Genomic DNA, 14,186 nt, shown 5'->3' with positions numbered 1-14,186 from the left:
AGGCCATTGTTTGGCCAAGGGCATCGATTTTAACGAGGTCGCGGAAGAGGTTAGTCAGGGGTAACTCGCAAACTGCGCTTGCCGTTCCCCAAGGAACCAATGACACACAAGCGGCTTTCTATAATGATACCAAGCGTCGGTTCCCGGCAAGGGAAACGGGCTCCTGCTTTCTTGTCAATGGCATCACCGTGAACAAGACAATTCAAACTGTCGAAAGTGCCGCAGCCGGCAGCGCTTTCCTGATCGAGGACGTCTATCCCTCGATCGACGGCGGCCGCTTTGCCGTGAAGCGGATCGCCGGCGAACCAGTCGAGGTCTGGGCCGACATTTATCGCGGCGGCGACGCCGTGATCGCCGCCGCTCTGATCTGGCGCCGCGAGCAGGAGCGCGAATGGCGGAGCGAACCGATGACCCATCACGGCAATGACCGCTGGGCCGGTGCGTTCACGCCCGTTGAGCCCGGCCAATATGTCTACGCGATCGAAGCCTGGACCGATGAGTTCGCCACCTGGTCTCACGCGGTCGCGCGCAAGCGGCGCACCGGGGCCGATGTCAGCCTCGATGCGATCGAGGGCGCCGGACTCCTGACCAAGGCGCATGGCGCGCAACAGGACGCAGCGGCGGTCATCATCAGGCAGTGCGAGGACTATCTCAGAAACGGCGACGTCGCTTCGCTGCTCGCAACCGAGCTCGGCGAAGCCATGGCCGAAAGCCAGTCCCGGCCCGACCTGACGCGCTCGCAGCTCTTCCCGCTGACCATAGACCGCGACAAGGCGCGCTTCGGCGCCTGGTATCAGATGATGCCGCGTAGCCAGAGCGCATTGCCGGGCCGGCATGGCACGCTGCGCGACTGCATCGCGCGTGTGCCTGATATCGCCGCCATGGGCTTTGACGTGCTCTACTTCACGCCGATCCATCCCATCGGCCACACAAGCCGCAAGGGCCGCAACAACGCGCCGGTGGCGCGTGACGGCGATCCCGGCTCGCCCTATGCGATCGGCTCGGCCGAGGGCGGCCACGATGCCCTGCATCCCGAGCTCGGCACGATCGAGGATTTCCGCGCGCTGGTCGCGACCTGCCTGGAATACGGCCTCGAGCTGGCGCTCGACTTCGCCGTGCAGTGCTCGCCGGACCATCCCTGGCTGACGCAGCATCCGGAATGGTTCAAATGGCGGCCGGACCGCTCGGTCCGGACGGCGGACGGCCCTTATTCCGACATCGTCATCCCCGATTTCGGCTCGGTGGATCGGGCCGGCCTGTGGAACGCGTTTCGCGATGCCATGCTGTTCTGGATCGACCATGGCGTCACCATCTTCGCCATCGACAATCACGACACGGCGCCGCTTGCGTTCTGGGAGTGGCTGATCCGCGACATCCGCCACCGTCACCCCGAGGTGATCCTGTTCTCCAAGACCTATGCACGGCCAAAGCTGATGAGGGGCCTCGCCAAGCTCGGCTTTGCGCAGTCGTTCACCTATTTCCCCTGGCGCACGGAAAAGTGGGAGCTGGAGCAATATCTCGGCGAGCTGACGCGCTATCCCGAGCGCGATTTCTATCGTCCGAACCTGTTCATCAACACGCCTGACCTGTTGCCCTACCACCTCCAGAGCGGAGAGGCCTGGGCATTCAAGTCGCGCGTCGCGCTGGCGGCGACGCTCTCGGGCAATTACGGCATCTACAGCGGCTTGGAGCTGCTGGAGCATGAAGCGGTTCCCGGCCGCGAGGAATATCTCGATTCCGAGAAGTACCAGATCAGGCAGCGCGACTGGGACAAGCCCGGCAACATCAAATCCTACATTGCCGAGCTCAACCGCGTCCGCAACGAGAACGCGGCGCTGCGGCAGACGGCCAATCTGCGCTTCCTCGCCATCGAGGACGGCGAGACGATCGCCTTCGCGAAGGAGGCGGCTGATCCCGCCAACACCATCGTCATCGTGATCGCGCTGTCACGCCGGGTGCGCGAGTTCTGGCTGCCGCTCGGCGACGTCACCATTGACGCCGGTGGACGGCGCCACCATGTGACGGAACTCGAAGACCTTCTCACCGGCGAACGGTCCCGCATCGAATGGGGCGGGATCAGGTTGCGTATCGATCCCGACCGCGATCCGGCGCTCCTGTTCCGTTGCCTGGCGTAAGGGTTCACGCCATGAATGTTCTGTCTTCCGTCGACACCAAGAAGGCTGAGGCTGCCGAGATCGTGGATGAGCTCTGGTACAAGGACGCCATCATCTACCAGCTCCACGTCAAAGCCTTCGCCGACAGCAACAATGACGGCATCGGCGACTTCGCCGGACTGACCGAGAAGCTGCCCTATCTCCAGGAGCTCGGCGTCACCGCGCTGTGGCTGCTGCCGTTCTATCCCTCGCCCGGCCGCGACGACGGCTACGACATCGCCGATTACGGCTCGGTCAATCCCGATTTCGGGACGATGAAGGATTTCAAGCGCTTCATCCAGGAGGCGCAGAAGCGCGGCCTGCGCGTCATCACTGAGCTCGTCGTCAACCACACCTCGGACCAGCACAAATGGTTCAAGCGCGCGCGGCGCAGCCATCCCGGCTCCAGCGCCCGCAACTGGTATGTCTGGAGCGACACCGACCAGAAATACCAGGGCACGCGCATCATCTTCACTGACACGGAGAAATCGAACTGGACCTGGGATCCCGAGGCCGGCGCGTTCTACTGGCACCGCTTCTTCTCGCACCAGCCGGACCTCAATTTCGACAATCCACGCGTGGTCAGCGCCCTCATCCAGGTCATGAAGCGCTGGCTGGACGCCGGCGTCGACGGCTTCCGGCTCGACGCCATTCCCTATCTCTGCGAGCGCGAGGGCACCTCGAACGAGAACCTGCCCGAGACCCATGCCATCATCAAGCGGCTGCGCCAGGAGCTCGACGCCTACGCCAAGGGCAAGCTGCTGCTGGCCGAGGCCAATCAATGGCCGGAGGACGTGCAGGAATATTTCGGCCGCGGCGACGAATGCCACATGGCCTACCATTTCCCGCTGATGCCGCGCATCTACATGGCGATCGCGCAGGAGGACCGCTTCCCGATCACCGACATCCTGCGCCAGACGCCGGATATTCCCGCGACCTGCCAATGGGCGCTGTTTCTGCGCAACCATGACGAGCTGACGCTGGAGATGGTCACGGACGTCGAGCGCGACTATCTCTGGACCACCTACGCCAACGATCCGCGCGCGCGCATCAATGTCGGCATCCGCCGGCGCCTTGCGCCGCTGATGGACAACGACCGCCGCAAGATCGAGCTGATGAACTCGCTGCTGCTGTCGTTCCCGGGCACGCCGATCATCTATTACGGCGACGAGATCGGGATGGGCGACAACATCTATCTCGGCGACCGCAACGGCGTGCGAACGCCGATGCAGTGGAGCCCGGACCGCAACGGCGGCTTCTCGCGCTGCGACCCGGCCCGCCTCTATGCGCCGCTGATCATGGATCCCGTCTACGGCTATGAGTCCGTGAATGTGGAGGCGCAGTCGCGCAGCCTGTCCTCGCTGCTCAGCGCCACCAAGCGGCTGATCTCGGTGCGCAAGTCGACGCTCGCCTTCGGCCGCGGCAGCATGACCTTCATCCGCCCGGCCAACCGCGCCGTGCTGGCCTATGTCCGGCAATACCGCGACGAGGTGATCCTCTGCGTCGCCAATCTCTCGCGCGCCGCACAGGCGACCGAGCTCGACCTGTCACCCTGGAAGGACCGCATCCCGCAGGAGATGCTCGGCCGCACCCGCTTCCCCGCGATCGGCGAGCTGCCCTACATGATCACGCTCGGGCCCTACGGCTTCTACTGGTTCCAGCTGCTGGAACGCGACAAGTCCGAGCCGGTGGTGCCGCGCGCGGTGCCGGAGTTCGAGACGCTGGTCGTGCCGGTGAACTCGAACTGGGTCTCGCTCGCCCGCGAGCGCGGCGTGTTCGAGCGCGACGTGCTGCCGGGCTTCCTGTCACGGACGCGCTGGTATCCCGAGCACAATCCCAAGCAGATCAAGGCCACGCTGACCTCGGCGGTGCCGTTCAGCGACATCGGCGACAACAGACCCTGGATCGCGTTCTTCGAGACCACGCGGAACGAAGTCATCACGCGCTACGTGATGCCGATGCAGATCGAGTGGGCGCGCTTCGACCGAGAGCGCTTCAACCCGAGGGCGCTGGCCGCCGTGCGCCAGGGCGCGCGCGAGGGCACGCTGCTCGACGTCGCAACCGAGCAGATCTTCATTGGCCTGTTCCTGCGGGGTCTGTCGCAGAACCTGGTGGTTGAGGAGAACAATCTGCGGCTGGAGTTCAAGGCGACCAGCCGGTTCGGCGACTACACCATCAAGGAGCCCGAACGCATCCGCGCCATCGAGCAGTCGAACAGCACCGCGCTGGTCGACAATCAGTACGTCGCCAAGATCTACCGCCGGCTCGAAAGCGGCATCAGTCCCGAGATCGAGATCGGCCACTATCTCACCGAGGTCGCGCGCTTCGCCAACACGCCGGCGCTGCTCGGCAGCGTCGAGCTGGTGGACCGTGACCAGCACAGTGCGCTCGGCGTGCTGCACGCCTATGTCGAGAACCAGGGCGACGGCTGGACCGTGACCACGGGCTATCTCGATCGCTATATCGACGAGCAGCGCGTGTTGCCGGCGGGCGAGAAGCTCCGCGAGACCCAGGGGCAGGCGCCTTACCTGCACTTCGTCGCGCAGATCGGCCGGCGGCTCGGCGAGCTGCATGTCGCTCTCGCGGCGGCAAAGCCGGACGATCTCGCTCCGGAGCCGATCGGCTCCGCATACATCAGGCAGCTGGTATCCAACCTCAAAGCACGCGCCGAACGGGTTCTGGACCGGCTGGCCGATAGCCGCGACGGCCTGCGGGAGGCGGACCGCCCGCTGATCGATCAGCTCGCGGAGGCCCGTGCGAGCCTGTCCGACCGACTGAATGCGCTATTGCCTTCCGGCATCGGCGGGTTGAACATCCGTCATCATGGCGACTTCCGCCTGGGGCAAACTCTGATCGTGAAGGACGATATCTTCATCATCGACTTCGACGGCGATCCTCGTGTGCCGCTGGCCGACAAGCGGCGCAAGGCGCCGGCTGCGCGCGACGTCGCGGGCCTGATCCACTCGATCGAGGTATCGATTGACACGGCCCTCAATCGCGCGCTCAAGGGCGCCTCCGACGAGCAGGGTCGGCTCTCGGCGGCGCTCGACGAATGGCGCGAGCGCGCTACCGCAACCTTCTTGTCGGCCTATCACGAAACCATGACCGATCGGCGGCTCTGGCCGGAAGATCGGCAAGCCGCGGAAGGCCTGTTGAGGTTCTTCCTGCTTGATCACGCATTCAACGAAGTAGGGTACGAGCTGTCCCACCGGCCTGAGGGGCTGCATGCGCCGCTGACCGGACTGCTTCGCATTCTGTCCAGTACCGAGAGCGAAGCCCATGCCTAAACTGCCTGCCGAGGCCTATGCGATCATCGAGGGCCGCCATTCCGATCCCTTCCACTATCTCGGGCTGCATCCCGAGGGTGGTCGAAGCGTGGTGCGCGCGTTTCTACCCGAGGCCGTCAACGTCGAGGCGGTCGGCGAACATGGCGAGGTCGCCCCGCTCGACCGCGTCCACGATTCCGGCCTGTTCATCGGCGCCCTGCCCAATGGCTCGAAGCACTACCAGCTCCGCGCCAAGTTCGGCAACGACGTCTTCGAGTTCGAGGATGCCTACCGTTTTCCGCCGATCCTGACCGATTTTGATCTCTACCTGCTCGGCGAGGGCACCCATCAGCGCCTCTACGACAAGCTCGGCGCGCATCCGATGCAGCTCGATGGCGTCGACGGCATCGGCTTCGTGGTGCTGGCGCCGAATGCGCGCCGCGTGTCCGTGGTCGGCGACTTCAACTTCTGGGACGGTCGGCGTCATCCGATGCGGGTGCGCGGCAGCGGCTATTGGGAGCTGTTCATCCCGCATGCGAAGGCCGGCGATCACTACAAGTTCGAGATCATCGGCCCGCATGGTCATCTGATTCCGCTGAAATCCGATCCGCTGGCGTTCGCGAGCGAGGTGCGGCCGAAGACGGCGTCCATCGTGTTCGACGAAGCGCACCTGCCGCGGCCGCGGCCGGCGCCCGACGGCATCAATTCACTGTCGGCGCCGATGTCGATCTACGAGGTCCATCTCGGCTCGTGGCGGCGCAAGAACGACAATGAATGGCTGACCTATCGCGAGCTGGCCGAGCAGCTGCCGGCCTACGCCCGCGACATGGGCTTCACCCATCTCGAATTCCTTCCCGTGAGCGAGCATCCCTTCGACGGCTCGTGGGGCTACCAGCCGACCGGACTCTATGCGCCGACCAGCCGCTTCGGCACACCCGACGAGTTTGCGACACTGGTCGATGCCTGCCACCGCGAAGGCATCGGCGTGCTGCTCGACTGGGTGCCCGGTCATTTCCCGGACGATCCGCACGGGCTCGGCCATTTCGACGGCACCTCGCTCTACGAGCACGCCAATCCGCTGCAGGGGCGCCACCTCGACTGGGGCACGCTGATCTACAATTACGGCCGCACCGAAGTGACGAACTTCCTGGTGTCGAATGCGCTGTTCTGGCTGGAGCGCTATGCGATCGACGGCCTGCGCGTCGATGCGGTCGCGTCCATGCTCTATCTCGACTACAGCCGCCCGCCCGGCGCGTGGATTCCGAACCAGTATGGCGGCCGAGAGAACATCGAGGCGATCGACTTCCTGCGCCGCTTCAACACGGAAGTGTTCGCCCGCTTCCCGCAGGCGACCACCGCCGCCGAGGAGTCCACCGCCTGGCCGCAGGTCTCGCGCCCGGTCGAATTCGGCGGGCTCGGGTTCGGCTACAAGTGGAACATGGGGTGGATGCACGACACGCTGAGCTACATCAGCAAGGATCCGATCTACCGCAAGCACCATCACGGCGAGATCCTGTTCGGCCTGCACTACGCCTTCTCCGAAAACTTCATCCTGCCGCTGTCGCATGACGAGGTCGTGCACGGCAAGCGCTCCATCCTCGGCCGCATGCCCGGCGACGAGTGGCAGCGCTTCGCGAACTTGCGCGCCTATTACAGCTTCATGTTCGGCCATCCCGGCAAGAAGCTGCTGTTCATGGGTGCCGAGATCGCGCAGAGCCGCGAATGGAATCACGACCAGTCGCTCGACTGGCACCTGCTCGAATACAAGTACCATTCCGGCGTCCAGGCGCTGATCCGCGACCTCAACCGGCTCTATCGCGCGGTGCCGGCGCTGCACCAGATGGATTGCGACCAGGCCGGCTTCGAATGGCTGGTCACCGATGACGCCAACCGCAACGTGTTCGCCTGGCTGCGCAAGGGATTCGACGAGCACGCGCGGTGCCTGGTGATCGTCAACTTCTCGCCGAACGTCTACCAGAACTATCGCGTTCCCGTGCCCCTTGGCGGCAAGTGGAAGGAAGTGCTCAACTCGGATTCCGCCCATTATGGCGGCAGCAATGTCGGGAATATCGGCGAAGTTCTTGCCGAGGACGGCGAGCTCCGCCTCACCATTCCACCGCTCGCTGCGATCTTCCTCGTTCCGGAAAGCTGACTGATGCGCCTGACTGCTGGATCGCCCGCACGCCTCGGCGCAAGCTGGGACGGACGCGGCACCAATTTCGCGCTGTTCTCCGCCAACGCGCAGAAGGTCGAGCTCTGCCTGTTCGACGCACAAGGCCGCCGCGAGCTCGAGCGCGTCGAATTGCCAGAGAAGACCGAGGATGTCTGGCACGGTTATCTCAACGACGTCTCCCCCGGCCAGCTCTACGGCTACCGCGTGCACGGGCCGTACGAGCCCGAGCACGGTCACCGCTTCAACGCCAACAAGCTGGTGCTCGACCCCTATGCCAAGCGGCTCGCCGGACGGCTGGTCTGGAGCGATGCGCACTTTGCCTACCGCACCGGGAGCCCGCGCGAGGACCTGTCCTTCGACCGGCGCGACAATGCGCGGGGCATGCCGAAGGCCGTCGTGGTCGACGAGACCTTCAACTGGGGCCGCCGCGAGATCCGCCCCAACATCCCCTGGGAGGACACCATCATCTACGAGGCGCACGTCAAGGGCCTGACGCAGAAGCGCGACGACGTGCCGCCGAATCTGCGCGGCACCTATGGCGGCCTGTCCTCGCCGGCGATGATCGAGCACCTGAAGAGGCTCGGCGTCACCACGGTCGAGCTGCTGCCGATCCACAGCTTCGTCGACGACCGCATCCTCGTGGAAAAGAAGCTCGCCAATTACTGGGGCTACAATACGCTGTCCTTCTTCGCGCCCGAGCCGCGCTACGCCCAGGACAATGCACTGGATTCCTTCCGCACCACGGTGGCGCGGCTGCACGATGCCGGCATCGAGGTGATGCTCGACGTCGTCTACAACCACACCGCCGAGGGCAACCATCTCGGCCCGACGCTGTGCTATCGCGGCATCGACAACGCCTCCTACTACTGGCTGAACCGCGAGAACCCGCGCTATTACGACGACTTCACCGGCTGCGGCTCGTCGGTGAACCTCACCCATCCGCGCGTGCTGCAGATGGTGATGGATTCCTTGCGCTACTGGGTCGAGGTCTGCCACGTCGACGGCTTCCGCTTCGACCTCGCCACCACGCTGGCACGCGGGCCGAACGGCTTCGATCGCGGCAGCTCGTTCCTGACCGCGGTCCGGCAGGACCCGGTGCTGGCGACCGTCAAGCTCGTCGCCGAGCCGTGGGACCTTGGCCTCGGCGGCTACCAGGTCGGCGCCTTTCCCTCGCAATGGTCGGAGTGGAACGACCGCTATCGCAGCGCCATGCGCCGTTACTGGAGCGGCGAAGGCAGCCTGATCGGCGACATATCCAGCCGCATGACCGCCTCGTCCGACCTGTTCAATCACGACGGACGGCGACCGCGCGCCAGCATCAACCACATCACCGTTCACGACGGCTTCACGCTCGCCGACCTCTTCAGCTACAACGAGAAGCACAACGAGGCCAACGGCGAGGACAATCGCGACGGCTCCAACGACAATCACAGCAACAATTGCGGCGTCGAGGGGCCGACCGACGATCCTGATATCATCAGCTTGCGCCGGCAGCTGCGCAAGAACGTGCTGGCCTGCCTGATGCTGGCGCAGGGCGTTCCGCTGATCCTCGCCGGCGACGAGGTCGGCAACTCGCAGTCCGGCAACAACAACGCCTATTGCCAGGACAACGAGGTCGGCTGGGTCGGCTGGGACAACCTCGGCAAGGACGGCGACGACATGATCGACTTCGTCGCCCAGCTCGCCGACATCCGCCGCCGGTTCTCGCAGCTCCGCAGCCATCGCTGGCTCGATGGCCGCCCCAAGGACGGCATCTCCTACGGCGCATTGTGGCTGACGCCTGAGGGCAACGAGATGACGGAGAGCGACTGGACATTCCCGGACGGGCGGTTTCTCTCCTATGTGATGGGCCCGATGGAACCGGGCGGGGCTGCGATCTTTATCGTACTGAACGCCGCTCCCGAAGAGATCGCATTCAAATTGCCCAAGATGACCGAATACAAGAGCTGGCAGCAGCTCCTGAACACGACCGATGCCAAGCTGAATACGATCGACTTCCTGCCCGGGAGCGATAGCAAGGCGCCGCCGCGCTCCGTGCTCGCCTTCGCAGGCGCGCTATGAGACCGTCCTTCGGGGCGAGGCCGACGAAGGACGGCGTGTCGTTCCGACTATGGGCGCCCGCCGCGCGCCGCGTCGACCTCCTGCTCGACCGCGGACACGCGATGCAGCGCCGGCAGGATGGCTGGTACGTCGCCGAGATTGCCGGCCTCTCGGCCGGTAGTCCCTACAAGTTCAGGATCGACGACGAGATCGACGTGCCGGACCCTGCTTCGGCCTTTCAGCCCGAAGACGTGTTCGGCCCGAGCGAGGTGATCGATCACGACGCCTTCACATGGCGCGCGCGCGAATGGCGCGGCCGTCCCTGGGAAGAGACGGTGCTGATCGAGACTCATGTCGGCACCTTCACACAGGAAGGCACCTACCGCGCCATGATCGACAAGCTCGATCATCTCGCGGCGACCGGCATCACCGCGCTCGAATTGATGCCGCTGGCCGATTTCGCGGGCCGCCGCGGCTGGGGCTATGACGGCGTGCTGTGGTATGCGCCCGACAGCGCCTATGGCCGGCCCGAAGACCTGAAGACGCTGATCGACGAGGCCCATCTGCGCGGGCTGATGGTGTTTCTCGACGTGGTCTACAATCATTTCGGCCCGGAAGGAAACTACCTCGGCCGCTATGCGCCAACCTTCTTCACGGATGCGCACACGCCGTGGGGCAGCGCGATCGATTATCGCGTGCCGCAGGCGCGAGCCTTCGCCGTCGAGAACGCGCTGTCCTGGCTCGGCGACTACCGCTTCGACGGCCTCAGGCTGGATGCCGCCAACCACATCATGGCGATCCCCGGCGAGCAATCGATGCTGCAGGACCTGAGCGTTGCCGCCGGCGAGCTCGCCAAGGCCACGGGACGCCACATCCATCTCGTGCTGGAGAACGGCGACAACCGCGCCAGCCTGCTCGACGCCGCGCAGGAGCCGCCGAACGGCAAGTATCGCGGCCAGTGGAACGACGACTATCATCACGTCTGGCACGTGATGCTGACCGGCGAGCTCGCCGGTTACTACGCCGACTACCAGACGCCGCGCATGGACCTCGCACGCGCGCTCGCCTCGGGCTTCGTCTATCAGGGCGAGATCTCGGAATTCTGGGGCAAGAGGCCGCGCGGCGAGCCGAGCGGTGAGCTGCCGCCGGCGACCTTCGTCAATTTCCTGCAGAACCACGACCAGATCGGCAACCGTCCGCTTGGCGAACGGCTGGAAAGCCTGGCATCGCCAGAACAGATCGAGGCCGCCCTCGCAGTGACCCTGCTCGCGCCGATGGTGCCGATGCTGTTTCAGGGCGAGGAATGGGGCTCGACAGTCCCCTTCCCGTTCTTCTGCGATTTCCACGGCGGACTCGCCGAGGCCGTGCGCAAGGGTCGTAGGCAGGAATATGGCTGGGCTTACGAGAAATACGGTGACGAAGTGCCCGACCCGTTCGATCCGGCAACGCTGCAATCCGCGGTGCTCGACTGGACCGGCCGCACGCCGCAACAGGACACACGGCTCGCGCTGGTGAAAGACCTGCTCGCGCTGCGTCGCAAGGAGATCGTGCCCCGGCTCAAGGGCGCAAGCTTCGGCGACGCCGAGGCGGCCGACAACGGCCTCGTCACCGCGCATTGGCGGATGGGCGACGGCACGACGTTGCGCCTCGTCGCCAATCTGTCGGATCACGAGATCACCTCCACCCTCAGCGCCGGCACGCCGATCTGGGGCGGCGCCGGCGAGCGGCTCGCGCCCTGGTCGGTGGTCTGGCGCCTCGGAGGTTAGAATGCCTCCCGCCATTCCGCTCGCGACCTACCGGCTCCAGCTCACCGCGGATTTCGACTTCGACAAGGCTGCCGCGGTCGTCCCCTATCTCAAGGCGCTAGGGATCACGCACCTCTATGCTTCGCCGGTGATGAAGGCCCGCAAGGGCTCGACCCACGGCTACGACACCGTCGATCACAGCCAGTTCAATCCCGAGCTCGGCGGCGAGGCCGGCTTCGCACGACTGAGCGAGGCGCTGATCAAGCACGACCTCGGGCTCATCATCGATTTCGTGCCCAACCATGTCGGCGTACATTTCGCCGACAATCCCTGGTGGCTCGACGTGCTGGAATGGGGCCAGGCCTCGCCGCACGCCGCCTCCTTCGACATCGACTGGGATCAACTGGCCTTCCGCGCCCGCGGCGGCGTGCTGCTGCCGATCCTCGGCTCGTCCTACGGCGAGGCGCTGGAGCGCGGCGACATCGAGCTGCGCTACGATCCCGACGAGGGAAGTTTCTCCGCCTGGTATTTCGAGCATCGCCTGCCGATCGCACCGGAGCGCTATGGCGAAATTCTGCGCGTGATCGTCAAGGAGGCGGACGCGGCGGAAACGGAGCCCGGCAAGCGCCTGCTGTCACTCGCGACCCGCTACACGGGGCTGCGCCGTCCCAATCGCAAGGAAGCTCCCGGCTTCAAGACCGAGCTCAAGGAGATCGCGGGCGCCTCCGACGTCATCGGCCGCGGCCTTGCCGCCTATCGCGCCGGCAAGGACCGCCCGGCGCAGACGTTGACGCTGCATCATCTGCTGGAGCGCCAGCACTACAAGCTCGGGCACTGGCGGCTTGCCTCCAGCGACATCAACTATCGTCGCTTCTTCGACGTCAATGGGCTCGCCGGACTGCGCGTCGAGGATCCAGGCACATTTGCCGCCACGCATCGGCTGGTGAAGCAGCTCATCGCCGACGGCAAATTACAGGGAATCCGGCTCGATCACATCGACGGCCTGCGTGACCCCGCACAATATTGCCAGCGATTGCGCCGATTGGTGCGCGACGCCCAGGGCAACACGAAGCCGTTCTATACCGTGATCGAAAAGATCCTGTGCGAGCACGAGCGCCTGCCGAAGTTCGCCGGCGTCCAGGGCACCACGGGCTATGAATGGATGAATGTCATCACCCAAGTGCTGGTCGATCCCAAAGGCCTCGAAGCGCTGGACGAGACCTGGCGGCAGATCAGCAACCGGCCGCCGCGGCTTGCGCCTTACGTCAAGGACGCCAAGCGGCGGGTCCTGGAGACGTTGCTCGCCAGCGAATTCACCGTGCTGTCGCGTCTGCTCGCGCGCATCGCTAACGGGCACTATTCCACACGGGACTTCTCGGCCGACAGCCTGCGACAGGCGCTCGAGCTCTATGTGCTGCATTTCCCGGTCTATCGCACCTACCTCACGCACAGCGGCCCGACGGCACCGGACCGCAAGCTGATCGAGGACACCATCGAGCGCGCCCGCGGGGAGTGGTTTGCCGCCGACGAAGGCATTTTCGACTTCCTGCGCGACGCCCTCACCATGGACCTGCTCAAGCCCGGCCGTCCCCCGCACAGCGCCCCGCGCGTGCGCCGCTTCGCGCTGAAGGTGCAGCAATTCACCGGGCCGATGATGGCAAAGTCGCTGGAGGACACCGCGTTCTATCAATTCCACCGGCTGCTTGCGCTGAACGAGGTCGGCGGCGATCCCGCGAGCACCGGCCTTGCCATTCCCGCCTTCCACCAGGCCATGCAGACGCGCGCCAGGGAATGGCCGCAAGGCATGACCGCGACCGCCACCCACGACACCAAGCGCGGCGAGGATGCCCGCGCGCGCATCGCGGCGCTGAGTGAGATTCCCGGCGAATGGACCAGCGCGGTAGCACGCTGGAAAGTGTTGAACGCACCGCATCTCGCACACCAGGGTAATTTCCGCGCGCCGTCGGCGACGTTCGAATACATGCTCTACCAGATTTTGCTCGGCGCTTGGCCGCTCGAGGAGCCGGCCGATGCCGCTTTCGTCGAGCGCATCCAGGCCTATGCCCTCAAGGCCGCGCGCGAGGGCAAAGAGGAGACGAGCTGGCTCAATCCGCATGAAGCGTATGAGAATGGCATCCGGGACTTCGTCGCGAAGATCCTCGATCCCGCCCGGTCCGCAGAATTCCTGGAGGCATTGCAAACGCTGGCTCGCCGCGTCGCACTGCTCGGCACGTTGAATTCGCTGAGCCAGCTCACGCTCAAGGCGACGCTGCCCGGCGTGCCGGACTTCTATCAGGGCACCGAGTTCTGGGACCTGTCGCTGGTCGACCCCGACAACCGCCGTCCGGTCGACTTTGCCGCGCGCCACGCCGCACTGACCTCACTGGAAGCTCCGGACTGGAGTGGCGTGATCAAGTCCTGGCCGAACGGCCAGCTCAAGCTGGCCTGGACGCGACATCTTCTCAAGCTGCGCAATGGACTCGCCGACGTATTCGCCCGGGGCGACTATCAGCCGCTCGAGGTGCGCGGCGCACATGCCGACCACGTGATCGCCTTTGCGCGCCGTCATGGCCGCGCGGCCGCGATCGTCGTGGTCGGGCGTCATTTCGCGCCATTCACGCAAGGCGGCCGGGAATGGCCCGCGATGCAAGGCATCGATGCGACCGTCGACATCGCCGGCTACACCGCGACGGGCCTTGCGGGGACCGAAGTACCGGTCGCGCAGGCCTGGCGCGATCTTGCCGTAGCCGTCATCGAAGCGCGGACAGCGAACGCGGTGAAGCCGATGCGGCAGCGCGTGCGCGGCTGA

The 14,186-nt window shown here is 65.2% G+C and carries 6 protein-coding genes; all 6 read left to right on the top strand.

The genetic code is table 11. The features are described from left to right. Nucleotides 1-188 precede the first annotated feature (188 nt). From EDE08_RS15055 to treY, 6 genes are read left to right on the top strand one after another with little or no spacing between them, the layout of a single operon-like run. The gene (locus tag EDE08_RS15055) at nt 189-2,135 is read left to right on the top strand and encodes a maltotransferase domain-containing protein (RefSeq protein WP_131869596.1); all 1,947 of its coding nucleotides are present in this window, start codon (nt 189-191) and stop codon (nt 2,133-2,135) included. A gap of 11 nt (nt 2,136-2,146) precedes the next feature. Beyond that, complete coding sequence (gene treS / locus EDE08_RS15050; protein WP_131869595.1) at nt 2,147-5,440, top strand: maltose alpha-D-glucosyltransferase; 3,294 nt, start codon at nt 2,147-2,149, stop codon at nt 5,438-5,440. Then, nucleotides 5,433-7,571, top strand: a complete 2,139-nt coding sequence (gene glgB / locus EDE08_RS15045; RefSeq protein WP_131869594.1) for a 1,4-alpha-glucan branching protein GlgB — start codon at nt 5,433-5,435, stop codon at nt 7,569-7,571. Before treS ends, glgB begins: the two co-directional genes overlap by 8 nt. 3 nt (nt 7,572-7,574) lie before the next feature. Beyond that, nucleotides 7,575-9,653: a glycogen debranching protein GlgX gene (glgX, locus tag EDE08_RS15040; RefSeq protein ID WP_131869593.1), complete on the top strand. Its 2,079-nt coding sequence runs from the start codon at nt 7,575-7,577 to the stop codon at nt 9,651-9,653. Next, nucleotides 9,650-11,398, top strand: a complete 1,749-nt coding sequence (gene treZ / locus EDE08_RS15035) for a malto-oligosyltrehalose trehalohydrolase (protein ID WP_131869592.1) — start codon at nt 9,650-9,652, stop codon at nt 11,396-11,398. Before glgX ends, treZ begins: the two co-directional genes overlap by 4 nt. A gap of 1 nt (nt 11,399) precedes the next feature. Next, nucleotides 11,400-14,186: a malto-oligosyltrehalose synthase gene (gene treY / locus EDE08_RS15030; RefSeq protein ID WP_131869591.1), complete on the top strand. Its 2,787-nt coding sequence runs from the start codon at nt 11,400-11,402 to the stop codon at nt 14,184-14,186.

The organism is Bradyrhizobium sp. R2.2-H (assembly GCF_004346455.1).
Taxonomy (GTDB): Bacteria; Pseudomonadota; Alphaproteobacteria; order Rhizobiales; family Xanthobacteraceae; genus Bradyrhizobium; species Bradyrhizobium diversitatis.
Note: the sequence above shows the minus strand (reverse complement) of the source record. Positions and strands in the feature narration are given on the sequence as shown.

Excerpts from the sequence above, each read along its gene's own strand:
- glgB (WP_131869594.1), top strand. The coding sequence starts at position 5,433 with ATGCCTAAACTGCCTGCCGAGGCCTATGCGATCATCGAGGGCCGCCAT.
- treY (WP_131869591.1), top strand. The coding sequence starts at position 11,400 with ATGCCTCCCGCCATTCCGCTCGCGACCTACCGGCTCCAGCTCACCGCG.
- treS (WP_131869595.1), top strand. The coding sequence starts at position 2,147 with ATGAATGTTCTGTCTTCCGTCGACACCAAGAAGGCTGAGGCTGCCGAG.
- treZ (WP_131869592.1), top strand. The coding sequence starts at position 9,650 with ATGAGACCGTCCTTCGGGGCGAGGCCGACGAAGGACGGCGTGTCGTTC.
- glgX (WP_131869593.1), top strand. The coding sequence starts at position 7,575 with ATGCGCCTGACTGCTGGATCGCCCGCACGCCTCGGCGCAAGCTGGGAC.